The organism is Serinicoccus sp. CNJ-927 (assembly GCF_001942435.1).
Lineage (GTDB): Bacteria > Actinomycetota > Actinomycetes > Actinomycetales > Dermatophilaceae > Ornithinicoccus > Ornithinicoccus marinus.
This window is the reverse complement of sequence record NZ_MKKF01000022.1, coordinates 36,930-59,685: the sequence shown is the minus strand read 5'-3', so window position 1 is coordinate 59,685 and position 22,756 is coordinate 36,930. Positions and strand designations below refer to the sequence as shown.

General features: G+C 74.4%; 18 protein-coding genes. 9 read left to right on the top strand and 9 right to left on the bottom strand.

The window, feature by feature from the left end; genetic code table 11:
* Position 1 precedes the first annotated feature (1 nt).
* Positions 2–1,864: a cell wall-binding repeat-containing protein gene (locus tag BJF86_RS07770; protein WP_075817907.1), complete on the bottom strand. Its 1,863-nt coding sequence runs from the start codon at positions 1,862–1,864 to the stop codon at positions 2–4.
* A gap of 41 nt (positions 1,865–1,905) precedes the next feature.
* On the opposite strand from BJF86_RS07770, the gene BJF86_RS17920 reads away from it, so the two are divergent.
* Both BJF86_RS17920 and BJF86_RS17915 read left to right on the top strand, forming a co-directional pair.
* On the top strand, positions 1,906–2,475 hold the full coding sequence (locus BJF86_RS17920; protein ID WP_075817905.1) for a hypothetical protein: 570 nt from the start codon (positions 1,906–1,908) through the stop codon (positions 2,473–2,475).
* Positions 2,403–2,840 carry an aminoglycoside phosphotransferase family protein gene (locus BJF86_RS17915; RefSeq protein ID WP_075817903.1) on the top strand — a complete coding sequence of 146 codons (438 nt, stop codon included), beginning with the start codon at positions 2,403–2,405 and terminating at the stop codon, positions 2,838–2,840. The genes BJF86_RS17920 and BJF86_RS17915 overlap by 73 nt, the downstream gene beginning before the upstream one ends.
* Before the next feature lie 21 nt (positions 2,841–2,861).
* On the opposite strand, the gene BJF86_RS07755 is transcribed toward BJF86_RS17915, so the two are convergent.
* Genes BJF86_RS07755 through BJF86_RS07745 form a run of 3 tightly spaced genes read right to left on the bottom strand, consistent with a single transcriptional unit; the run spans position 2,862 to position 7,212 of the window.
* On the bottom strand, positions 2,862–3,842 hold the full coding sequence (locus tag BJF86_RS07755) for an electron transfer flavoprotein subunit alpha/FixB family protein (RefSeq protein WP_083652794.1): 981 nt from the start codon (positions 3,840–3,842) through the stop codon (positions 2,862–2,864).
* Positions 3,839–4,609 carry an electron transfer flavoprotein subunit beta/FixA family protein gene (locus tag BJF86_RS07750; protein WP_075813062.1) on the bottom strand — a complete coding sequence of 257 codons (771 nt, stop codon included), beginning with the start codon at positions 4,607–4,609 and terminating at the stop codon, positions 3,839–3,841. Before BJF86_RS07750 ends, BJF86_RS07755 begins: the two co-directional genes overlap by 4 nt.
* A complete protein-coding gene (locus BJF86_RS07745; RefSeq protein ID WP_237768128.1) occupies positions 4,609–7,212 on the bottom strand; it encodes a GcvT family protein in 2,604 nt (867 codons plus the stop codon). Before BJF86_RS07745 ends, BJF86_RS07750 begins: the two co-directional genes overlap by 1 nt.
* Positions 7,213–7,363: 151 nt before the next feature.
* Here BJF86_RS07745 and BJF86_RS07740 point away from each other — a divergent pair, with 151 nt between their 5' ends.
* On the top strand, positions 7,364–7,621 hold the full coding sequence (locus BJF86_RS07740) for a FitA-like ribbon-helix-helix domain-containing protein (RefSeq protein WP_075817901.1): 258 nt from the start codon (positions 7,364–7,366) through the stop codon (positions 7,619–7,621).
* 38 nt (positions 7,622–7,659) lie between these two features.
* On the opposite strand, the gene BJF86_RS07735 is transcribed toward BJF86_RS07740, so the two are convergent.
* The 3 genes from BJF86_RS07735 to BJF86_RS07725 all read right to left on the bottom strand — a co-directional run bounded on the left by BJF86_RS07735 (position 7,660) and on the right by BJF86_RS07725 (position 9,318).
* A complete protein-coding gene (locus BJF86_RS07735; RefSeq protein WP_075817899.1) occupies positions 7,660–8,031 on the bottom strand; it encodes a nuclear transport factor 2 family protein in 372 nt (123 codons plus the stop codon).
* 38 nt (positions 8,032–8,069) lie between these two features.
* Complete coding sequence (locus BJF86_RS07730; RefSeq protein WP_187345603.1) at positions 8,070–8,357, bottom strand: hypothetical protein; 288 nt, start codon at positions 8,355–8,357, stop codon at positions 8,070–8,072.
* Positions 8,358–8,463: 106 nt separating this feature from the next.
* A complete protein-coding gene (locus BJF86_RS07725; protein WP_075817897.1) occupies positions 8,464–9,318 on the bottom strand; it encodes a helix-turn-helix domain-containing protein in 855 nt (284 codons plus the stop codon).
* A 51-nt stretch (positions 9,319–9,369) separates the two neighbouring features.
* Here BJF86_RS07725 and BJF86_RS07720 point away from each other — a divergent pair, with 51 nt between their 5' ends.
* Positions 9,370–9,936: a TIGR03086 family metal-binding protein gene (locus BJF86_RS07720; RefSeq protein ID WP_075817895.1), complete on the top strand. Its 567-nt coding sequence runs from the start codon at positions 9,370–9,372 to the stop codon at positions 9,934–9,936.
* Between the two features lie 160 nt (positions 9,937–10,096).
* A complete protein-coding gene (locus BJF86_RS07715; RefSeq protein ID WP_237768127.1) occupies positions 10,097–11,470 on the top strand; it encodes an aminomethyltransferase family protein in 1,374 nt (457 codons plus the stop codon).
* A gap of 128 nt (positions 11,471–11,598) precedes the next feature.
* On the opposite strand, the gene BJF86_RS07710 is transcribed toward BJF86_RS07715, so the two are convergent.
* Together BJF86_RS07710 and BJF86_RS07705 are read right to left on the bottom strand one after the other, a co-directional pair.
* A complete protein-coding gene (locus BJF86_RS07710) occupies positions 11,599–12,393 on the bottom strand; it encodes an IclR family transcriptional regulator (RefSeq protein ID WP_075817893.1) in 795 nt (264 codons plus the stop codon).
* A gap of 136 nt (positions 12,394–12,529) precedes the next feature.
* A complete protein-coding gene (locus tag BJF86_RS07705; protein ID WP_237768126.1) occupies positions 12,530–13,396 on the bottom strand; it encodes a methylenetetrahydrofolate reductase in 867 nt (288 codons plus the stop codon).
* Positions 13,397–13,520: 124 nt separating this feature from the next.
* On the opposite strand from BJF86_RS07705, the gene recC reads away from it, so the two are divergent.
* Genes recC through BJF86_RS18795 form a run of 4 tightly spaced genes read left to right on the top strand, consistent with a single transcriptional unit; the run spans position 13,521 to position 22,550 of the window.
* Positions 13,521–17,030, top strand: coding sequence for an exodeoxyribonuclease V subunit gamma (gene recC / locus BJF86_RS07700; RefSeq protein ID WP_075817891.1), 3,510 nt, complete (start codon positions 13,521–13,523; stop codon positions 17,028–17,030).
* On the top strand, positions 17,027–20,446 hold the full coding sequence (locus BJF86_RS07695) for a UvrD-helicase domain-containing protein (RefSeq protein WP_075817889.1): 3,420 nt from the start codon (positions 17,027–17,029) through the stop codon (positions 20,444–20,446). The genes recC and BJF86_RS07695 overlap by 4 nt, the downstream gene beginning before the upstream one ends.
* Positions 20,443–22,416: an exodeoxyribonuclease V subunit alpha gene (recD, locus tag BJF86_RS07690; protein ID WP_202817325.1), complete on the top strand. Its 1,974-nt coding sequence runs from the start codon at positions 20,443–20,445 to the stop codon at positions 22,414–22,416. Before BJF86_RS07695 ends, recD begins: the two co-directional genes overlap by 4 nt.
* Positions 22,413–22,550 (top strand): hypothetical protein, encoded by a 138-nt coding sequence (locus BJF86_RS18795; RefSeq protein WP_237768125.1) that lies wholly within the window; start codon positions 22,413–22,415, stop codon positions 22,548–22,550. Before recD ends, BJF86_RS18795 begins: the two co-directional genes overlap by 4 nt.
* Positions 22,551–22,756: the final 206 nt, after the last annotated feature.

The following is a 22,756-nucleotide window of genomic DNA, read 5'->3' as shown; positions in this document are numbered from 1 at the left end:
CTCAGGACGCGAGCCGCAGCAACGTGCGCCGGACGTCCTCGGTGACGGCCGCGGCGCCACCGGTCAGCACGACCCGCTCCGGCGCGAGCTCGGCCAGCCCCTCACGCGTCGCCGTCGGCACCCGCTCCGGGTTGGTCAGGAGCACGGCGCCGTCGGCCGCCGCCGCGACCGGCGCGGCGGCGAGCGCGTCGGCGAAGGACACGCCGGACCCGACGTGCAGGACGTCCTGGGCGCCCTCGGCGAGCACGGCCGCGGTGGCATACCGGTCCGCGCCACCCACCCGCTCCACGTCCGGGGCGAGCTGCTTCAGCGACTCGAGCACGTCACGGGACACGGCCGCCTCGCCACCGACGACGATCACGCGACCGGGCTCCAGCCGGTCCAGCGCCTGCGCCGTCGCCGACGGCACCTCGTCGTGGCGCACCAGCAGGATCGGCGCGGACTCCCGGCCGGCCCGCGCCGCGGCGGCCAGCGCGTCGGGGAAGTCGGCCCCGGTCGCGACGTAGGCCACACCACCCCGCCCGGCCGGCTCCAGCTGTGCGAGGGCAGCCGCGGTCTCGTAGCGGCTGCGCCCCGCGACGCGCTCCACCGGCGCCAGCCGCGCGACCTCCTCCAGCGCGGCCCGCGGCACGGCCTCCTCGCCCCCGACGACGACCACCTGCGAGGGCCGCAGGCGGGCCAGGGCCTCACGCGTCGCCGCCGGCAGCCCTCCCCCGCCGGTCAGGAGCACGACGTCCTCGCGCGCCCCGGCCTTGGCCGCGGCGGCGAGCGCGTCGGGGAAGTCACGACCGCTCGTGAGGAAGACCCGACCACCCGGGTCGGCGTCCCGCGCGAGCAGGGCCGCGGTCGCATACCGGTCCGCGCCGCCGACGCGGTCCACCGCGGGACGGTATGCCGCGACCCCGGCCTCGTGCAGCCGCTGGTGCAGCGGGTCGGTCAGGGTGGCGGTGTAGGACGGGGCCAGGTGCGAGCCGCTGGCGTAGAGCTGGGCGCGCCCGACGACTGCGGCGCACCGCGGGGTGAGGTAGGAGGTGGGGCACACCCAGTCGCGCAGGTCGACGTGGACCGCCCCGTGCACGCGTGCGGCGGCCTCCCGCATCGAGGGGTTGCCGCTGTGGCGGTCGGCGAGCGTCATGGCGCACGAGCGCAGGCTCGTGCCGTCCTCGACGGCCCGGGCGATGCAGGCCGGCGGGCTGCCGCCGCCAGGGCCCGGGGAGTCCCAGAGCGACACCACCTGGTCGACGCCCAGCCCCCGGAGCCAGGTCCAGGTGCGCACGTAGCCGTCGGCGACGTCCTGGCGCATCCCCCCGGTGATGACGAGATCGGGCGGGTCGTCCTCCAGGTGCTCCCGCAGCTCGGCCTTGTAGGCGTCGCACTCGGGGTAGGAGGGCTCCGGCTCGTCGGTGAAGGAGCAGGCGAGCTTGGTATACATCCGCAGCCGCCAGCCCTCGCGCAGCGCGATCTCCTCCAGCGCCGGGAAGTACTGCCCGACCTTGGAGGATCCGAGGACGGCAACCTCGACGTCGCCGTCCGGGTCGCCGTAGACGCACCCGGGCCGGATCGTCGTGCCGCTGCGCCCGACGTGGCAGCCGTCGGCGTAGTAGGCGGGGTACATCCGCGTGACGGCGCTGATGGGCGGGGTCGTCGGGAAGACCGGCGCGTCGCGCGTGAGGTCGTCGAACTCCGCCCGGGGCTCGCTCCACCCGTCCCCCCGCAGCGCGCGGGCACCGAGATCGTCCTCGTCGCCGGTCAGCGCGAGCGAGGGCGCCGCGGCGAGCATCAGCGCGCTGGTCAGGAGCAGCGCGAGGACCGTGCGCAGCCGTGCGCGCGGGCTCGGTCCAGCGGGAGGAGCGGGGGTGGGCACACCCGGGAGTCTAGGGTCCGGCGTCTGGCACGATCGACCTCGTGGATCAGGCGGAGGTGGTGGCGCTCGCCCGCGCCCGGCCCTGGGCGGACCAGGACTGGGCGGCACCGATCCTCGCCTCCTTCCCCGACGTCCTGGCCCGCACCGTGGACCGGTGGGACCTGGCGATCGAGCGCGCGCACCTGGACGGCGTGGGTCTTCCCGTGCTGGAGGTGCGTCGCGGCGGGTCGCCCGCCGCGGTGAAGTTCGACGACGCGGGCACCGACCTGACCCAGCAGGTGCGGGTGATGACCGCCGCGGACGGGCGCGGCTACTGCCGGGTGCTGGACCACGCCGAGGACATCGGGTCGGCGCTCCTGGAGCGGCTCGGTCCCTCGCTGGCGAGGACCGTCCCGGACGGCGTCGCGCAGGTGGAGGTGCTCGTCGACCTGCTGGAGCCCGCGTGGGAGCTGCCGCTCGCGGTCGCCCAGGACGAGCAGCTCGGCGAGAAGGCCAGCCAGCTGCTCGCGATCGTCGAGACCGAGGTCGCCGACGCCGGGTGGGTGCGGGCGCATACCCGCGCCTGCGCCCACGCGGCCGCCTGGCCCGCGAGCTGGTCGCCGCCCCGCTGACGGACCGGGTGGTGGTCCACGGCGACGCGCACAGCCTCAACGTGCTGCAGCGGCCGGGGTCGGGGTATGCCTTCATCGACCCGGACGGCTTCCTGTGCGAGCGGGAGTACGACGCCGGCGTGGCGCTGCGCGACCTCATGGCCGAGCTGGAGTCCCTGGCGCGCAGCGAGCCCCCGAGCGCCGTGCGCTCCTGGCACCGGGCGCAGGTCGCCCGCGTCGCCGCGCGGCTGGGGCTCGACGCGGACCGGGTCGAGGCGTGGGCCTTCGTCGAGCGCGTCTGCACCGGTGTCTGGCTGCACCGGCTCGGCTTCCTCGAGGAGGGCGAGCGATGGCTGCGCTCGGCCGGCCTGCTCACACCGGGCTGAGGCCCGGCGTGACGGGCATCCTCAGCCCAGCTCCTCCAGCACCGCGGGCAGCACCTCGTGCATGTCCCCGACGACGGCATACCGGGCCTTGGTGACCATGGGCGCCTCGGCGTCGGTGTTGACCGCGATAATGGTCTTGGACGAGCTGCAGCCGGCCCAGTGCTGGATGGCGCCGCTGATGCCGCAGGCGAGGTAGAGGTCGGGCGAGATCCGGCTGCCCGTCTGCCCGACCTGCTCGTGGTGCGGCCGCCAGCCGAGGCTGGTGACGACCCGCGAGACCCCGACCGCGCCACCGAGCCGGGTCGCGAGCGCCTCGACGTCGGAGAACTGGTCGGCCCCTCCCACGCCGCGGCCGGCTCCCACGACGACGTCGGCGCCGGTCAGCGCCGAGGTGTCGCCACCCTCACGCTCCTCGACCCGCACCACCTGGGCCGCCAGGTCGGCCTCGGTGAGCTCGGCCGCGACCCGCTCCACGCGCGCCTCGCCCGGCGTCGCCGCGGGCTCCGGGGCCACCGCGTGCCCGGCCACCGAGGCCACCGCGAGTCCGCCGTCGGCGCCCAGGGCGACGCGCTCCAGCACCGCACCACCGACGACCTGGCGCTCCACCTCCAGCGGCTCGGGCTGCACGACCGCGACGAGGTTGCACGGCATCGGCACGCCGCGGGCGGCGGCGACGTGGGCCAGCACCTCGTTGCCGCGCGGGGTCCCGCCGGCGAGCAGGTAGGCCGCGCCGGCCGCCCCGGCCGCGGCGTCGACGACGCGGGACCAGGCGCGGGCGGCAAACCGCTCCATCCGGTCGTCGTCGCTGACGTGGACGGTGCCGACACCGTGCTCGCGGCAGTGGGCGAGCGCGGCATCGTCGGGATCCCCGACCGCACCCACCAGGACCGCGTCGAGACGATCTCCGCCGGGCAGCTGCCGGGCGAAGGTCAACGTCTCCCGGGACACGACCGACAGGCCCTCGCCCGCCTCGTCCGGCTCCACGACCACCAGCACGCTCATCGCACGACCCCGATCTCCCGCAGCACGGCGACCAGGCGCGGCGCGGCGGCCGCCCCCTCGCCGAGCACCTCGACATTGCTCTCCGGTGGTGGCAGCACCCGCAGGCCCAGCCGGCCCGACCCCTGCGGCGCCGACCCTGGCTGGACCACCTCGACCTGCGCCTTCTTGGCCTTCATCCGTCCGCTGATGTTGGGGTAGCGCGGCTCGACGCCGCCCTCCCAGACGGTGAGCACAGCCGGCAGCGGCACGTCGTAGACCTCGGTCGGGCCGGACACGCTGGAGCGCACCTCCAGCCGCTCACCGGCGAGCGTCACCTCCTGCGCCCCGGCCACCACCGGCCGGTCGAGCAGGTGCGCCAACCGGATCCCGACCTGGTGGTCGCCGGTGTCGGCGGCATCGTTGCCGACGAGGACGAGGCCGAAGCCGGACCCGTCGGCCTCCCGGGCGCGGACCACGTCGGCGATGGCGGTGGCGACGTCGGCCGGGCCGTAGTCGTCGGCGACCGCGTCGATGCGCACCGCCTCGTGCGCCCCGACGGCCAGCGCGGCGCGCAGCTGCTCGACGCTGTCCTCGTCACCGAGCGTCAGCACCGTGACCGAGCCGCCGGTCTCCCCGGCGACCTGCACGCCGAGCTCGACCGCGCACTCCTCGTGCGCGCTCATCGTCCACCCGGCATACCGGCCGTCGACACCGCCGCCGTCCGCGGTGAGCACCACCTCGCCGGAGGTGTCCGGCACCCGCTTGACGCAGACCAGGACGTCGGTCATCACGCCACCCCCGCCGGCTCGGCCGCCGCGTGGGTGCGGTCGGCGCCGTCGGGGTCGGCGGGAGGGTCCTCCTGCCCGAGCTCGGCATACCGGCCCTTGACCCGCAAATTGTCGGGGTCCACCAACGGTGTCGCATCGACGCTCGCCACGGTGACCGGGTAGAGCTCCTCCATGTAGGAGACCGCCAGCTCGGTCCCGACGCTCGCCTGCGCCGGCGGCAGGAAGGCCATGAGGACGTGCTTGCCGAGGCTCGGCGCGGAGGCCGCGGAGGTGACGTAGGGGTGGTGCCCGTGGCCGTCGGTGAGCGGCTCGCCCTCGCGGGTGAGGATCGGCTCGCCGCCGAGCATGTAGCGCTTCACCCCGCTCGCGGAGGTGTGGTCGTCGACGGTCAGCGCGCAGAGCACGGCTCGCGGCTCCTCGTCGGCCTGCGCGAGGACCGCCTGCTTGCCGATGAAGTCGGCGTCCTTGATCTTCGGCCGCTGCATGCCGGTCTCGGCGAGGGTCCGCTCCGAGTCGAGCTCGGCGCCGTAGGCGCGGTAGCCCTTCTCGATGCGCCCGGTCGCGGTGTAGACCCCGATGCCGACAGGCACGACGCCGTGCTCGCGGCCGGCCTCGATCAACCGGTCCCACAGGGCCGCACCGGTCTCGATCGGGGCATACAGCTCCCAGCCGAACTCGCCGACGTAGGAGATCCGCGAGGCGAGGACCGACAGCTCGCCGACCTCGATGAGCCGGCAGGTGCCGAACCTGAACGTCTCGGGCGAGAGGTCGTCGTCGGTGAGCGCCCCGAGGACGTCGCCGGCGCGCGGGCCCCAGAGCCCGATCGTCGTGTATGCCGAGGTCAGGTCCACCAGCGAAGCACCCTCGGGGAGGTGGTCGGCGAACCACTTGGCGTCGACCATGCCGTGCGCGCCGCCGGTGACGACGCGGAAGCGGTCGTGCGCGAGCCGCATGACGGTGAGGTCGGAGCGGAAGCCGCCCTGCTCGTCGAGGACAGGGGTGTAGATCACCCGCCCGATCGCGACGTCGGCCTGGGCGACGATGATCCGCTGCACCGCGTCCAGCGCGGCGGGCCCGACGATGTCGAACATCGCGAAGGCGCTGAGGTCGACGATCCCTCCGCGGGCCCGCAGGGCCAGGTGCTCGGCGTTGATGATCGGGGACCACCAGCGGGCGTCCCACTCGTGCTCGCGCGGCATGACGGCGTCGCCGAACTCCTCCAGCAGCGGCTCGTTAGAGGCATACCACTGCGGACGCTCCCAGCCGACGGCCTCGAAGAACTCCGCGCCGAGCGCCTTCTGGCTCTCGTGCATCGGCGACTTCCGGACCGGGCGCGAGCTGGCCCACTGCTCGCCGGGGTGGACGATGCCGTAGGTCTTGTTGAACGCCTCGGAGGTGCGGGCGCGGATGTGCGCACGGGTGCGCTGGTGGGGGTAGAAGCGCGCGATGTCGCTGTGCCCCAGGTCGATCTCGGGTATGCCGTGGGTCATCCACTCGGCGACCGCGCGGCCCACGCCCGGACCCTCCTTGATCCAGACCGCGGCGCAGCTCCACAGACCCTTGACCTCGGGCGTCTCACCGAGGACGGGGGCGCCGTCGGGGGTGAGCGAGAGCAGCCCGTTGATGGCGTAGCGGATCTCGGCGCGCTCGTCGCCGAGCAGCTCGGGCATGAGCTCGAGCGCCTGCTCGAGCTGGGGGTCGAAGTCATCCTCGGTGAAGGGCATCTCGGTCGGGGACAGCTTGGCCTGGGCGATGGAGGGGATCTCGTCCGGCTCGTGCAGGATCGCGCGGTGGGCGTAGGACCCGACCTCCATGTCCGAGCCGTGCTGGCGCTCGTAGCAGAAGGTGTCCATGTCGCGGATGATCGGGAAGCTGATCTCGCCGGGCTTGTCGGCCAGCGGCTCGCAGGGGCCGACGGAGATCATCTGGTGCACCGCCGGGGTGAGCGGGATGTGCGCCCCGGCCATCCGGGCCAGCCGGGGGCTCCAGACCCCGCAGGCGATGACGACCACGGGCGCCTCGATGTCGCCCTTGTCGGTCTGGACGGCGCTGATCCGGCCCTCGGTGACGGTCATCCCCGTGACCTCCACGTTGGGGACGGTGGTGAGCACGCCCTTGGCCTGCGCCCTCTCCCGCATGATCGTGCCCGCGCGCAGCGAGTCGACGACGCCGACGCTCGGGGTGTAGAAGCCGCCGATCACGACGGAGGGGTCGAGGAAGGGCACCATCTCGGCGATCTCCTCGGGGGTGACGAGACGCGACTCGATCCCCCACGCCCGCGCCGAGCTCATCCGCCGGCGCAGCTCCTCCATCCGCTCCTCGGTGCGGGCGACCTCGATGCCGCCGGAGGTGGTGAGCACCCCCATCTCCTCGTACTGCCGCATCGAGTCGAGGGTCAGGTCGGTGATCTCCCGGCTGTGATCCACCGGGAAGATGAAGTTGGACGCGTGGCCGGTCGAGCCGCCCGGGTTGGGCAGCGGTCCCTTGTCGATCTGGACGATGTCGGTCCAGCCCAGCTCGGCGAGGTGGTGGACCAGGGAGTTGCCGACGATGCCGGCACCGATGACCAGCACGTCGCAGCGGTCGGGGAGGGAGGAGGTCATGGTCGCCCTTCTTGGTGCGTAATATGCAACGCTGCGCGTATCGTGCAATCAGTCTCATCGGTCGCGGGAGGAGTGTCAAGGCTCCGCGCGGACCGACCGCGGCCCATCTTCGGAGGCGACACGCTGCTGCCATCGCTATCGGGAAGCACACATGGTTCAGCTGATCGTGCGCAACATCGAGGACGAGGTCGTGGCAGCGCTGCAGAAGCGCGCCGCTGCCCGAGGACGCTCGGCCGAGGCCGAGCACCGCGTGATCCTGCGTGAGGCCGTCCTGGGTGGGGCCGGCTTCAGGGCAACGGTCGCCTCGATACCGGACGTCGGCCAGGACGAGGACTTGCAGAGGGTCGCCGACTCAGGACGGGACGTCGCCCTGACTGGCGCGCGACTGGTCGACCCGTTCGGCGCCTGACCGCGCGCCTGCCCGTACACCGTCGCCGCGGCCCGACCTCAGAGGGCTGGCCGGGTCCCCGCTGGCGGGTCGGCGTCGCAGTCCGCCCACACCTCGACCATCTCGGTGACGAGTCCGTCGCGGGTGGTGGCGAACATCGCGACCTCGAAGTGCGCCTCGATGCCGTCGACCATCCCCGTCACGTGGGCACGCGCCGCAGCCCGGTCACCGTCACCGACGATCTGGGCGAGCGTCGCCCGACCGAAGCCCGGGTAGTCGGCGTTGAGGCGCACCCAACCGTCCCGGTCGAAGCGCTCGCGGGTGTGCACGAGCGTGCTGGTGAAGTCGGGCGCGAGGAGGCCGGGCAGGTCATCCCACGCCCGGTCGTCGATCGTCTCCACCAGCCGGCGCAGCACCGCGGAGGCATCCATGGGACGAGAATAGGCGCGGCCACGGACACGCCCGCCCCTCAGCGGGTGTCAGGGCAGGCGGGACAGCAGGGAGAGCACGGCGCCGCCCACGCGTCCAGCTCGCCCGTCGTGAGCTTGGCCAGGGTCCAGGTGTCACCGCCGTCGGTCGACCGCCAGATGCCTGCACCGCTCCAGGCGCCACCACCCCCGGCCCAGATGGTCCCGGTGGCCGGATCGCCGACCACGTGGTTGATCGGCCAGCCGTCGCAGAACGGTCCCCGCACGGACCACGACCCCTCCGCCTCGCTCCTGGGCTCGAGGACGAAAGCCCCCTTGGTCGTGCCCACCAGCACGCTGTCGGCCGTGTCCCGTGCTCATGTCTGATCCTCTCCCCCTCGGTGCCTGCGCGTCCAGGTCTGCGACAGACTGGCACGGGCGACCGACAGTCCCTGCTCAGCGCACCGGTTGGTCCCTCCCGAACTCTCCCGGAGTGAAGCCCGTCACCGCCCGGAAGTCATGCGTGAAGTGGGCCTGGTCGGCATACCCGAGCCGGGCCGCCAGGTCCGCGAGCGACCCTGGCCCCGACCGGGGCCCGGTCCCGGCCTTGAGCGCGGCAACCGCGTCGTGGAGCCGCCGCCGCTGGATCAGCCACTTGGGGCTGAGGCCGACGCGTTGCTCGACGAGCCGCTGCAGCGCTCGCTCCCCCAGCCCCGCGCGCCGTGCGAGCTCGTCGACCCGGGTCACCTCGGGGTGGTCCCGCACCCAGGCCACGAGGTCGTTGACGAGGAGACCCGCGTCGTCGACCGGCAGGTATGCCGTCAGCCACCGCTCGGTCGCCGCCACCGCCTCGGCGTGCGCTCGCGGCGAGGCGGGATCGTCCGCCATCGCGCCGCGGATCTGCGTCACGAGCGCGTGCGCGTCAGGGCTCGGCAGCTGCCCCAGGTCGAGGTGCGCGTCGGTGACCGTCGCGACCGAGCGGCCCAGGATCAGCCGTCCGGCGGCCGGGGTCAGCATCGTCCCGACCGCCCACCCCTCCCCCTCGAGCGTCACCGATGACCGGCCGCGGACGACGCCGTAGAACCGGGCATACGTGTTGCTCACCACGACGAGGCAGACCGGGTGCTGCAGCGTGCTCTGCGTCGAGGGCTCGGCCAGCGACCACACCGGGATCCAGTAGCGCTCCACCAGGTCGCGCAGGTGGGGCGAGGGCGGGTAGCGGTGGATCGGTGGCGAGGGTCGGCTGACCCCCGTCAGGTGCGCCCGGTCCACCGGGTCGGTCAGACGCACGCGACCCTGGTCGGCTGGCATGTGTCGGATTATGACAAGAGAGGGCACCGGCGGTGCCGCCATCGTGGGGGCATGGACCAGACAGCACAGAGATTCATCGAGCGCACCGAGCAGTTCACGCAGATCGTCAGCGGTGCACAGGGCCGCTGGGACGCCCCGTCGCCCTGCGAGGGGTGGACCGCGCGGGACGTCGTCGCCCACGTCGTGCAGACCCAGCGCGACTTCCTCGGGCAGCAGGGCTTCGACCTCGGGGCCGCCCCCGACCTCGGGGACCCCGCGCAGGCCTGGGCGCAGCACGCGGAGCAGGCCGTGAGCATCGTGAGGCAGGACGGGGTGGCGGAGCGGGAGTACGCGGGCTACTTCGGCCCGACCACCCTGGGCGCCACGATGGCGGACTTCTACGGCTGGGACCTCGTCATCCACGGGTCGGACGTGGCCCGCGCCACGGGCCAGCCGTGGTCGGTCGACGAGGAGGAGGCGGCGGCGCTGACCGCCGCCGCCGACGGCTGGGGGGCGGCGCTCTACAGCGAGGGCATCTGCGCCCCCGCGGTCTCGGTCCCGGACGACGCCCCGCCGACGGACCGCCTCCTGGCCCGGCTCGGTCGCGACCCAGGCTGGCCGACCGGCGGACAGCCCTGAGCGGCATCAGGATCCGCGCCGGAGCGACACGTCGAGTTGCGTATCGCGCATACCATTGCATAGGAAGAAACGTCAGGTGTAGCGTCCCGAGCACGCTGGAAAACAGCCCACCGACCGGTCGACCCTGCGGGATCGACCCCGCATGACAGGAGGGCGGCCCATGGCGGCAACCCCGAGCATCGCAACCACCCAGAGCGACACACCCGTACCCGAGCAGCCGGACGGTCCGGACGCTCTCAACCACAACTACCCGACGGTCGACCAGGGGCGCACCGTCCCGGTTAACCTGCGCCAGTCCGGACCCACGCCGGTGGAGATGCTCATCTCCACCCGCATCCGCAAGTCGCCCTACTGGCACCTGTCGGTCGAGTCCGGCGCCTGGCGCGCCGAGGTCTACAACCGCACCTACCACCCGCGGGGCTACGTGAGCAGGGACGACGGCGCCGCGCTGACCGAGCACCAGTCGGTCGTCCACGACGTGACGCTGTGGAACGTCGCCGTCGAGCGGCAGATCCAGGTCAAGGGCCCGGACGCCGAGGCCTTCGTCAACTACGTCATCACCCGGCAGGCCAAGAAGATCAGCCCGATGCACGCCCGCTACGTCATCCTGTGCAACGAGGCCGGCGGCGTGCTCAACGACCCGGTGCTGCTGCGGATCAGCGAGGACGAGTTCTGGTTCAGCCTGTCCGACTCCGACCTCATGCTCTGGCTGCAGGGGGTCAACGTCGGCAAGGGGTATGACGTGGCGATCCAGGAGATCGACGTGTGCCCGGTGCAGATCCAGGGACCGAAGTCCGAGGCGCTCATGCGCGACCTCATCGGCCCGATGGTCTCCGACATCCCCAACTACGGGCTGGCCGCGGCCGAGGTGGCGGGACTGCCGGTCATCGTGTCCCAGACCGGGTTCACCGGGGAGAAGGGCTACGAGATCTACCTCTACGACGCCACGCTGCACGCCGAGCAGATGTGGTACGCCATCCTCGCCGCGGGTGAGGCGCACAACCTGCGGGTCATCGCGCCGGCCCACCCCCGGCGGGTCCAGGCCGGCATCCTGTCCTGGGGTCAGGACCTGGACGCCGAGACCTCACCGCTGCAGACCAACCTGGCCTACCAGGTGCCGCGGATGAAGGAGGAGGACTACATCGGCAAGGCAGCGCTGGAGGCGCAGCGCGAGCAGCTGGAGGCGGGCAACCCGCCGTTCAGCCAGATGCTCGTCGGCCTGCGGCTGGGCGGCAAGCCCATCACCGACTACGCCCCGGACTTCTGGCTGGTGAGCACGGTCGAGTCCGACGACCCGGTCGGCTACCTCACCTCGCCGTGGTTCTCCCCCGAGCTCGACACCAACATCGCGCTCGGCTACGTGCCGTTCGGCCTGAGCGGGGTCGGCACCGAGCTTCGGGTGTGGCTGCCGGACCAGTATGCCGAGACCCCCGGCCAGCCGGTCGGTGCCACGGTCGTCGAGGTGCCCTTCCGGCCCTCGGTGAACCCCAACACGCGTGAGGTGCTCAAGGAGGAGGGTCAGGCCTTCCTCTGACCTGAGTGATCGGGCTGACCGGGCCCCGACCGCCGCTGCGGTCGGGCCCGGGTCGCGTGCTGGCAGGCGGCGATCGTGACGAGGCGACGGCCGCGACCCAGCGCGGCCGTGACGCAAGGCGGTCGAGCTCAGGAGCCGGCGGTCGCCGCGGCCTGGTGCCAGCCGAGCCGGACCGACACCTGAGCCGCGGCCCGCAGCAGCGCGGGGAGCAGCTGCTCCACCTGCGCCTCGTCCATGCGGAAGGTCGGACCGGACAGGCTCATCGAGGCGCAGATCTGCCCGTGCGCGTCACGGACCGGGGCCGCCATCGCCGTCAGCCCCACGTCGAGCTCGTCCCGGACGACGGCATACCCCTGGTCCCGCGCCCGGTCGGCCAGCTCGTCCAGCTGTGCCTGGTCGGTGACCGTGCGCTCGGTGTAGCTGGTGAGGTCGCCCCACGCGTCGTGCCGCTCGCCGCGGGGCAGCTCGCTCAGCAGCACCCGCCCGTTGCTCGTCGCGTGCAGCGGGATGTGCTGCCCCACCCAGTTGTAGGACGTGATCGTCGAGGGTCCGATGACCTGGTCGATGTAGAGCGCGGAGTGACCCCCGAGCACGGCGATGTTGACCGTCTCGTTGGTCTCCGCGGCCAGTTCCTGACAGATCGGGCGAGCCTCCTGCACGAGGTCCAGCCGCGCCGTGGTGGCGCCGGCCAGGCGCAGGACACCGACGCCCAGGGTCGCGCGGCCCCGCTCGCCGGCGAGCTCGACCAGGTCGTGCGCGGCCAGCGTCGCCACCAGCCTGCTCGCCGTCGACTTGTGCACCCCGAGCTCCGTCGCCACCTCGCCCACACCGGCCTCACCGGTCCGCGCCAGGATCTCCAGGATGGTCAGCGCCCGGTCCACGGACTGGACCAAGGCACCAGTGGTCTCGTCATCGTTGCGCATGCCGCAACTCTACGCGCCATACGCGACGCCGTGCCGGTGCGAGATCCCCCGGCGCGTCGCAGCCTCCCTACGCCACCCTCTCACGACCGTTCCCGCGCGGAGCGTCGGTGCAGCCGGATCGCTCCTCGCCACCGGGTCACGGCCCCGCGGCGGGGTCACGCAGCTCGGCCACCTTCGACAGCTGGGTCCGGCGCCACGCCTCGGTCTGCGCGACCTGGTTGAAGGTGTAGAGGTGCAGCCCGGCGATGCCGAGCCGGTCCGCCGTCCCCAGCACCGCCATCCGGTGGGCGAACCGGGTGGTGGAGAAGCCGGGCATCACCATGCGGGTGAAGACGCTGCGCTGCTTGCGCAGGAAGCGCATCGAGTCGCCGACCCCGATGGTGCTGGCCATGCGCAGCAACCTCGCGGGGTCGACCGGCCCGGGGACCCCGACCCACACCGGCAGCTCGACCCCCCGCCGGCGCACCCGCTCCAGCCACTGACCGACCCTGTCGTCGTCGAAGGTCATGTTGGAGACCACCGCGGTGGCATACCGACGCTTGTCCCACATCGACTGCACGATGACGTCGTCGTCGATCCCGGGGTGGGACTCGGGGTAGCCGGTGATCCCGACCCCGGTGAACGGCGACCCCAGGGAGTCCAGCTCGATGAGCAGGTCGAGCGCGCTGGTGAAGGTCTGGTCGGTCGGCTCCGCATCCCCACCCGGCACGAAGATCTCGGTGATACCGGCCTCGGTCAGCCGGGCGACGAGGTCGGGCAGCGCGGCCCGCTCGACCATGCGCGCGGCGAGGTGCGGGATCACGTGGTAGGCGCCCGCCAGCTGCTCGGCGAGCTGCAGCGTGGCCTCGAGCCCCTTGGCCGGGGAGGCCGTGACGCTTAGGCTGCGGCCGGGCTCCACGTGACCGTGCACCTGGTCCGCCACCGAGGCCGTGGGGAGGATCTCCAGCCGCGCCCCCCGCAGCAGCCGCTCGAGCACCACCGAGGGGTAGGTGTTGCCCATCATGCAACGCGCCTCGCCATACGCACAGCCTAGGAGTCACGTGCCCTCGCTGACAAGAGTCTGCCCGGCGGGTCACTGGGCCGATCGACGCCCAGGCCCGTCGGTGGGCGCGGATAGGGTCGGCGACGTGACGTTGGTCGTGCATCGGGACGTGAGCACCGCGGCCCTGGCCGAGGGGCTGGCCGCGCTGCTGGCCGAGCCGCTGCCCGACCCGTTCGCCGAGGAGGTCGTCGCCGTCCCCGCCAAGGGGGTCGAGCGGTGGTTGGCGCAGCGGCTGTCGCACACCCTCGGCGCCGGCACGGCGGGACACGACGGGGTGTGCGCGGGCATCCGCTTCCTCAACCCGCACTCGCTGGTGTCGATGGTGCTCGGGATCGAGCGGGACGACCCCTGGCACCCGGACCGGCTGGTGTGGCCGGTGCTGGAGGCGATCGACACGAGCCTGGGCGAGCCGTGGGCCGACACCCTCGCCCGTCACCTCGGGCGGGGCGAGGGCGTGGACGCCGAGCGGGCAGCGCTGCGGCGCGGTCGGAGGTATGCCGTCGCCCGGCGGCTGGCCGGTCTCCTCGCGGGGTATGCCGCCTCCCGCCCCGCGATGATCACCGACTGGCGCGAGGGCGGCTCCGGCGACGGCCTCGGCGGCCAGGTCGAGGACGACCTCGGCTGGCAGCCGCCGCTGTGGCGCCGCGTGCTGGAGCTGGTGGACGCCGAGCCGCCGGACGTGCGGCAGCAGCGGGTGGTCGCCGCGCTGCGCTCGGGCGAGCACGCACCGAGCCTCCCGGGGCTGGAGCTGCCGGGCCGACTCTCGTTGTTCGGGCATACCCGGATCGCGCGCAGCGAGGTCGAGGTGCTCGCCGCGCTCGCCGAGCACCGCGACGTCCACCTCTGGCTGCCGCAGGCCTCCCCCGCCGCCTGGCAGGCCCTGGCACCGCAGGTGTCGGCAGGGCCGGTGCCGCGCGACGAGGACGAGACGGCGCTGCTCGTGGACCACCCGCTGCTGGCGAGCCTGGGCCGCGACGCGCGGGAGCTGCAGCGCACGCTGTCGCTGGTGCCGCACACCGCTCCCGAGGTGCCCGCACCCTCCCCGCCACCCCCGTCGGGCGCACTGCTGCACCTGCTGCAGACCGACCTCGCCCGGGACCACGTGCCCTCACCCCAGGCGGTCGCGGGCCGGCACATCGGCGCGGACGACCGCAGCCTCCAGGTCCACGCCTGCCACGGCCAGGCGCGGCAGGTCGACGTGCTGCGCGACGTGCTCGCCGACCTGCTCGAGCACGACCCCACCCTCGAGCCGCGCGACGTCCTCGTCATGTGCCCCGACATCGACACCTACGCCCCCCTGGTGCACGCCGGCTTCGGTCTCGGCGAGGTGGTCCGCGAGGGGCCGGGTGACGGGTCGCCCGCGACCCACCCCGCGCACTCGCTGCGGGTGCGCCTCGCCGACCGCGCCCCCACGCGGGCCAACCCCCTGCTCGCCCTGGCGGCGCGTCTGGTGGGGCTGGCCGGTGGGCGGCTGACCGCGGGCGAGGTGCTCGACCTCGCCCGCAGCGCGCCGGTGCGCCGACACTTCGGGCTGGACGACGACGACCTCGAGCGCCTCGGCGACTGGGTGGGCTCGGTCGGGGTCCGCTGGGGGCTGGACGAGGAGCACCGCGCCGACTACGCCCTCCCCGGGCTGACGCAGAACACCTGGCAGGCCGGGCTGGCGCGGGTGCTGGTCGGGGCCGCGGTCGACGGGGAGGAGGTCGACCACCTCGGCACCACCCTCGGTCTCGACGACCTGGACAGCGGGGACCTCGACCTCGCGGGGCGGATGGCCGAGCTCGTCGCGCGGCTCGGGCGGACGCTGCGGGCGATGCGCGTCGCGTCCGAGGCGGTCGGGTGGGCGGATGTCCTCGAGGAGGGCGTGCTCGGGCTGGCCGACACCGCCCCCACCGAGGCGTGGCAGGTGACGCAGCTGCGGCGCGAGCTGGACCTCCTGCGCAGGTATGCCGGTGGCGCCTCGGACCCGGGCCCAGGGGGCACGGCGTCGGGCACGACCCTGGCGCTCTCCGACGTGCACGCCCTGCTGGACGAGCAGGCCGCTGGCCGGGCGACCCGGTCCAACTTCCGGACCGGCACGCTCACCGTCTGCACCATGGTGCCGATGCGCTCGGTGCCGCACCGCGTGGTCGCGCTGGTCGGTCTCGACGACGGGGTCTTCCCCCGCACGACTGCGGCCGACGGCGACGACGCCACGGCCCGGCGTCCGGTGACCGGTGAACGGGACCCGCGCAGCGAGGACCGCCAGCTGCTGCTCGATGCGCTCATGGCGGCCCGCGACGCCCTGGTCGTCACCTACACCGGCTTCGATGAGCACACCGGCGCCCCCCGCCCCCCGGCCGTGCCGCTCGGGGAGCTGCTCGACGCGGTGCGCCGCACCGCCGACCCAGCCTCGCCAGGGGTCGCCCGGGTGCTCACCCGTCACCCGCTGCAGCCCTTCGACCCGCGCAACCTGGGAGCGGCGGGCGCGGACACGACCTCGCTCCTCCCGCAGGACCGGCCGTTCAGCCACGACCCGGCGGCGCTGCGTGGCGGCCGGGCCGCCGTGGGAGAGCGGGCGCCTCGGCCCCGACCGATGGACGCACCGCTGGGTCCTCACCACGGCGCCGCCGACGCCGTCGAGCTCGACGCCCTGCTCCGCTTCTTCGACAACCCCGCCCGGGCCTACCTGCGCGACCGGCTCGGCCTGCTGCTGCCGCAGGTGCCCGAGGAGGCGAGCGAGGGCATACCCATCGAGCTGGACGGGCTCGACAAGTGGGGGGTCGGCGACCGCGTGCTGCAGGCGGTCCTGGCCGGCCGCGAGCCCGGAGCCACCGTCGACGCCGAGCTGTGGCGCGGCGAGCTGCCGCCGGGAGCGCTCGGCACGGGGGTGATGAAGGAGGTCACCCGGCAGGCCCAGCTCGTGGCCGAGGCGACGTGGCGCGCGACGGGGCAGGGTGGCTGGGGGGTGCCGCTCGAGCGGGACACCCTGGACGTGGATCTGACGCTGCCTGGCGGCGCCCGGCTCACCGGCACCGTCACCGGCATGGTCGGGCGACGCGCGGTGACCGCGACCTACTCGACGGTCAAGGCCAAGCAGCGGCTGCGCTCCTGGATCACCTCGCTCGTGCTGGCCGCCGCCCTCGGACCGGACGCGACCAGCCACCTGCTCGGACGGCACCGGTGGGGCCGCCACCCGGGGGGCGTGCACTACACCCACGGGCCGCACGAGCCCGACCGTGCCCTGGAGCTGCTCGACCAGCTCGTCGACCTGCGGGCACGGGGCCTGGTGGAGCCGCTGCCGCTGCCGGTCCAGACCTCGCTGCGGTGGGCGGAGTCCTACCTCGGCGGGCCGGGCGACGAGCGCGCCGCGACGCTCGACGCCGTCCGTGAGTGGCGCACCGACGACACCTTCGAGCAGGCCTTCCCCAAGGAGCAGGACGACCCGAGCCAGGCCTACGTCCACGGCGGCGCGGTGCCGCTGCAGGAGATCCTCGGGGTCCCGCGCGAGGACGAGCGGTGGGCGACCGGCGTGGAGCACCGGCTCGGTCAGCTCGCGCTGCGGGTCTGGGGCCCGGTCCTGACCGGGGGCGCCGAGCGGAGGGAGCGGGTATGAGCGCGCTGCCCCACTTCTCCATCACCGACCCGCTGCCCACCGGCACCGTCCTGCTCGAGGCGAGCGCCGGCACCGGCAAGACGTGGACGATCGCGGCGCTGGTGACCCGCTACGTCGCCGAGGGGGTGGTGCTGCTGCCGGAGATGCTGGTCGTGACCTTCGGGCGGGCCGCCAGCCAGGAGCTGCGCGCCCGGGTGCGCGAGCAGCTCGTGGCGGCCGAGCGGGCCCTCGCCGATCCCCCGCCCGCCGGCGACCGCGACGACCTGCTGACGCTGCTGCTCGACGTGGACGAGGAGGAGCGGGCGCTGCGTCGCCGGCGCCTGCGGACCGCCCTGTCCGACATCGACGCCGCCACCATCGCCACCACGCACCAGTTCTGTCAGCAGGTCCTGCGCAGCCTCGGGGTCGCGGGCATGGCGGACGCCGACGCCGAGCTGGTGGACGACCTCGACCGGCTGCTCGTCGAGGTCGTCGACGACCTCTACCTGCGGGCCTTCGCCCAGCGCGAGGACGAGCCCTTCTTCTCCCGGCGCGAGGCGCTGCAGATCGCCCGCACCGTCGTCGACGACGTCCACGCCGAGCTGCGGCCGACCGGCGCGGAGCCGCGCTCGGTCCCGGACCGGCGGGTGCGCTTCGCGCGGGCCGTCCGGCACGAGCTCGGCCTGCGCAAGGAGCGGTTGCAGGTCATGCACTACAACGACCTGCTCACCCAGCTCGCCGACGCGCTGGCCGGCGAGGACTCCCCCGCCCGGGTCCGGATGCGGCGGCGCTGGAAGGTCGTGCTGGTCGACGAGTTCCAGGACACCGACCCGATCCAGTGGTCCGTGCTGGACCGCGCCTTCTCCGGCCACGCGCACGCGATGGTGCTCATCGGCGACCCCAAGCAGGCGATCTACGCCTTCCGCGGCGGCGACGTCCCCACCTACCTCACGGCGGCCGCGACCGCCGGCGACCGGCGCACCCTGCCCCGCAACTTCCGCTCCGACCCCGGGGTGACGCAGGCGCTCGGGTCGATGCTCACCGGCGCCCAGCTCGGCGACGAGCAGATCCTCGTGCACCCGGTCACCGCGCACCGGGAGGGCTCGCGCCTGGCCGGGGCCCCGAGCACCGCCCCGGTGCGGCTGCGCCAGGTGCTGCTGCGCGACCACCTGGGCGGTGACACCCGGATGCCGACGGTGCGGCCGTGGATCGCCCGCGACCTGGCGCACGACGTCGCCTCCCTGCTCGCCTCCGGGGCCACCTTCGAGGGACGCCCGGTCCAGGCTCGGGACGTGGCGGTCCTCGCGCACCGCGGCAAGGACCTCGTCGCGGCGCGCGACGCCCTGGCCGAGCTGGGCATACCCGCCGTCACCACGGGGGGCTCGACCGTGCTGCACAGCCGGGCGGCGCACGACTGGCTGGCGCTGCTCGAGGCGATGGTCGCGCCGCACCGACCGGTGCTCACCCGGGCGGCAGCCCTCACCGACCTGCTGGGGTATGCCGTCGCCCGCGTCGGCGAGCGCGGCGAGCAGCCGGACGCCGACCTCGAGGACGAGCTGGCGCAGACCTGCCGCGAGCTGGCCGGGGTCTACGCCCGGCAGGGGGTCGCCGCGGTGCTCGAGCTGCTGACCGCCCGCGGTCTCCCGGACCGGGTGCTCGGCCAGGTCGGGGGCGAGCGCTCGCTCACCGACCTGCGGCACGTCGCCCAGCTGCTGCACGAGACCGCCCGGCGCGACCAGCTCGGGCTGGTCGCGCTGCTGGAGTGGCTCCGGGCCGGGATGGCGCAGGACGCTCCGAGCAGCGCCGGGGCCCGCACGCGGCGGCTGGACAGCGACGCCGCGGCGGTCCAGCTGGCCACCATCCACGGCAGCAAGGGCCTGCAGTACCCCGTCGTCTACCTGCCCTCGCTGGCCGACCGGTGGGTCAGCGACTCCCCCACGATCCCGCTCTTCCACGACGAGCCGCCCGAGCGCACCCGGTGCCTCGACGTGGGCGGCGAGCACGGGGCCAACCCCGGGTGGGAGGAGTCGGTGCGCCGCCACAAGGACGAGGACGCCGGGGAGTCGCTCCGGCTGCTCTACGTCGCGCTCACCCGGGCCCAGAGCCAGGTCGTCACCTGGTGGGCGCCGGTCAACAACGCCAGCGGCTCGGCCCTGCACCGCGTGCTCTTCGGCCGCGAGCCCGGGCAGGGGGAGGTGCCGCACCGCGTGCGGGTCCCGCGCCAGGACGACGCGGCCACCGAGCTGCTGCGCCGCTGGGCCGACACCGGCGCCTTCGCGCTGGAGCGGGCCGACCACGCGACCGAGCTGCTCCCCAGCCCGGTGCCGGCCGCGCCGGAGCTGCGGCTGGCCAGCTGGACCCGCCAGGTCGACCACGACTGGCGGCGCACGTCCTACACCGCCCTGTCCACGCCCGCCGAGAGCGGACCGGCCGTCGCCGGCGTCGGCAGCGAGCCGGAGGTGGGGCTGACCGGGCGGGAGGACGAGCCGACCGGGCCGGACCCGGTGGCCGAGAGCACCCCTGCCCTGCCCGGTCTGGGCGCCGCCGCGCCCGCCGTCGGCGCGGAGGTGCCCTCGCCGATGGCCGAGCTCCCCGTGGGTGCGACCTTCGGCTCGCTGGTCCACGCCGTGCTCGAGCACGCCGACCCCCAGGCGGCGGACCTCGGCGCCGAGCTGCGCCGCCACCTGCACGAGCAGCGGGTGCTGTGGCCGGTGGAGCTCGCCGAGGGCGGCGAGGACCTCCTCGTCGAGGCCCTGGTCGCCGTCTGCGACACGCCGCTCGGGCCGCTCGCGGGTGGCACGACGCTCCGGCAGATCGGGGCGGGCGACCGGCTCTGCGAGCTGGACTTCGAGCTGCCGCTCGGTGGTGGCGACCTGCGGCGTGACACGACGGGGCGATCCGCCGTGCTGGGTGACCTGGCACCCCTGCTCCGCGAGCACCTGCCGGCGGGCGACCCGGTCCGCGCCTGGGCGGAGGTGCTGGACGCCGCTCCCGACCTGGCCGGTCAGGAGCTGCGCGGCTACCTCACCGGCTCGGTCGACGTGGTGCTGCGGGTCGAGGTCGGCGGGCGGCAGACCTTCCTCGTGGCGGACTACAAGACCAACTGGCTCGGCACCCCCGAGGAGGCCCTCACCGCCGCCGACTACCGCCCCGAGCGGCTCGCCGAGGCGATGGGCCACTCCTCCTACCCGCTGCAGGCGCTGCTCTACGCCGTCGTGGCGCACCGCTTCCTGCGGTGGCGGCTGCCCGGCTACGACCCGGACCAGCACCTGGGCGGCGTGCTCTACCTCTACCTCCGCGGCATGTGCGGGCCCGACACCCCGGTCGTGGACGGTATGCCGTGCGGCGTCTTCTCCTGGCGCCCGCCGGTCGTCCTGGTCCTCGCCCTGTCCGACCTGCTCGAAGGCGCCGCCCGTGCGGGAGGCGAGACCCGATGACCGGCGACCCGACCACCGGACCGGCCGGGGACGCCCCGGAGCGGGCAGCGCCGATGGTGGAGCTCTTCGAGCCGGTCGACGACCACGACCGCCGCCTGGCGCTCACCGCCACCGGGCCGTTGCGCGACTTCAACGCCGCCGGCCTGCTCACCGCGGCCGACGTGCACGTCGCGACCGGGCTGGCCCGCGCCGCCGGGGAGAAGGACGTGGAGGTGGTGCTCGCCGCGGCGGTGGCGACCCGGGCGGTGCGCTCGGGCTCGGTGGCCGTCGACCTCGCGGCCCTCGCGACCGAGGGAGTGCTCGCGCTGCCCGACCTGCCCTGGCCCGACCCGGGGCGCTGGACCGCCGACGTGGCCGGCAGCCGGCTGGCCGCCGAGGGCGGGCTGGTCGTCGACGAGCCGACCGGTCTGGTCTACCTCCAGCGCTACCACCACCAGGAGGTCCAGGTGGTGGCCGACCTGCGGGCCCGGGCCGAGCTCGGTCCACCACCGGTCGACGAGCAGGTGCTGGCAGCCGGGCTGACCAGGATCTTCCCCGGCGTCGGGTATGCCGAGCAGCGCACCGCCGCGGAGGTCGTGGTCCGCTCCCGCACCGGAGTCATCACCGGCGGCCCGGGCACGGGCAAGACGACCACCGTGGCCGGTGTGCTGACCCTGCTGGCCGAGCAGGCGACGCTCGCCGGGCAGCGCCCGCTGCGCGTCGGGCTGGCCGCGCCCACCGGCAAGGCCGCGGCACGGGTGAAGGCCGCGGTGGACCGCGCGCTCGACGAGATCGAGGCGCGCACCCCGGAGCCGGAGGGCCGTGAGGTCGTGGAGCGGCTGCGTGGCGTCGAGCCGCGCACGCTGCACCGCCTGCTGGGCTGGCGACCGGGGTCGCGCAGCCGCTTCCGCCACCACCGGGGCAACCGCTTGCCGCACGACGTCGTCCTCGTCGACGAGGCCTCGATGGTGTCGCTCACGCACATGGCCCGGCTGCTCGAGGCGCTGCGGCCCTCGGCCCGACTCATCCTCGTCGGCGACGCTGACCAGCTCGTGTCGGTGGAGGCCGGCGCGGTCCTCGCCGACCTCGTCGCCGCGGTGCCCGAAGGCGCGGTCGGGCTGGCCCAGCCGGTCGCGCCGGAGCCGTGCGACGAGGCCACCGGCCCGGACGATGAGACCGGCGACGCGACCGGGCGGGGAGAGAGCACGCACCGTGCCGCCCCGCTGGCCCTGGCGCGGCTGCGCACGGTGCACCGCTTCGGCGAGACGATCGGCGCGCTGGCGCAGGCGCTGCGCCTCGGCGACGCCGACGCGGTGGTGCGCGCCCTCGCGACGCCCGGGGACGAGGTGGTGTGGGTCCAGGAGGAGGCGAGTGCATACCTGCGGGAGGACCTGACCCGGCAGGCGCTGCAGGTCCTCCGGGCCGCCCGGCAGGGCGACGACGACGCCGCGCTGGCGGCGCTGCACCGCCACCGGCTGCTCTGCGCCCACCGCGAGGGGGAGCGCGGGGTGCGCCGGTGGAACCACCTCGTCGAGACCTGGCTCGCGGAGGAGACCGGTCTCACCCTCTACGACCCGATGTATGTCGGCCGCCCGCTGCTCATCACCGCCAACGACTACGCGACGGGGGTGCTCAACGGCGACACCGGCGTCGTCGTCGCCTCCCAGACGTCCGCCGGTGTCTCGGTGCGGATGGCGGCCGTCGACGGCACCGGTGGGCGGAGCAGGTATGCCCCCTCCCGCCTCGGCGACGTCGAGACGATGCACGCGATGACGATCCACAAGGCGCAGGGCAGCCAGGCGGAGGAGATCACGGTGCTGCTCCCCGAGCTCGACAGCCCGCTGCTCACCCGGGAGCTGTTCTACACCGCGGTGACCCGCGCCGAGGAGCGGATCCGCGTCGTCGGCACCGAGGAGGAGGTCCGGACGGCGGTGGCGCGTCGCGTCGTGCGGGCGAGCGGTCTGCGGCAGCGACTGGCGGGCCCCTCGTGAGCACGGTCGCCGCGGTAATGGACCGCCTCACGCGTCGGTTCTGGCGGGTCACGGGCCGCCCGGTGGACCTGGAGGGGCCGGAGGCGTGGCTGGCCGCGCCGGTCAGCGCGGGGGCCACCGTCGGCGACGCGTAGGTGCGCGCCGCGGCCGCCGCGCACGGTGGCGAGGCGGTCGAGCGGGACGGCTCGGGACTGCTCGCGGACCTGGCGGCGCTGGACGGCCCGGGCTTCCGCTCCGCCGAGCTGCGCCCGGAGATCCGCGACTTCTACGAGCACACGTCCGCGTGGCGCATGGAGGTCTGGACCCAGTGGAACCCGCTCTTCCTGCCTGGTGGCGAGCT

Excerpts from the sequence above, each read along its gene's own strand:
- BJF86_RS07755 (WP_083652794.1), bottom strand. The coding sequence starts at position 3,842 with ATGAGCGTGCTGGTGGTCGTGGAGCCGGACGAGGCGGGCGAGGGCCTG.
- BJF86_RS07750 (WP_075813062.1), bottom strand. The coding sequence starts at position 4,609 with ATGACCGACGTCCTGGTCTGCGTCAAGCGGGTGCCGGACACCTCCGGC.
- BJF86_RS07745 (WP_237768128.1), bottom strand. The coding sequence starts at position 7,212 with ATGACCTCCTCCCTCCCCGACCGCTGCGACGTGCTGGTCATCGGTGCC.
- BJF86_RS07740 (WP_075817901.1), top strand. The coding sequence starts at position 7,364 with ATGGTTCAGCTGATCGTGCGCAACATCGAGGACGAGGTCGTGGCAGCG.
- BJF86_RS07735 (WP_075817899.1), bottom strand. The coding sequence starts at position 8,031 with ATGGATGCCTCCGCGGTGCTGCGCCGGCTGGTGGAGACGATCGACGAC.
- BJF86_RS07725 (WP_075817897.1), bottom strand. The coding sequence starts at position 9,318 with ATGCCAGCCGACCAGGGTCGCGTGCGTCTGACCGACCCGGTGGACCGG.
- BJF86_RS07720 (WP_075817895.1), top strand. The coding sequence starts at position 9,370 with ATGGACCAGACAGCACAGAGATTCATCGAGCGCACCGAGCAGTTCACG.
- BJF86_RS07715 (WP_237768127.1), top strand. The coding sequence starts at position 10,097 with ATGGCGGCAACCCCGAGCATCGCAACCACCCAGAGCGACACACCCGTA.
- BJF86_RS07710 (WP_075817893.1), bottom strand. The coding sequence starts at position 12,393 with ATGCGCAACGATGACGAGACCACTGGTGCCTTGGTCCAGTCCGTGGAC.
- BJF86_RS07705 (WP_237768126.1), bottom strand. The coding sequence starts at position 13,396 with ATGATGGGCAACACCTACCCCTCGGTGGTGCTCGAGCGGCTGCTGCGG.
- BJF86_RS07695 (WP_075817889.1), top strand. The coding sequence starts at position 17,027 with ATGAGCGCGCTGCCCCACTTCTCCATCACCGACCCGCTGCCCACCGGC.
- recD (WP_202817325.1), top strand. The coding sequence starts at position 20,443 with ATGACCGGCGACCCGACCACCGGACCGGCCGGGGACGCCCCGGAGCGG.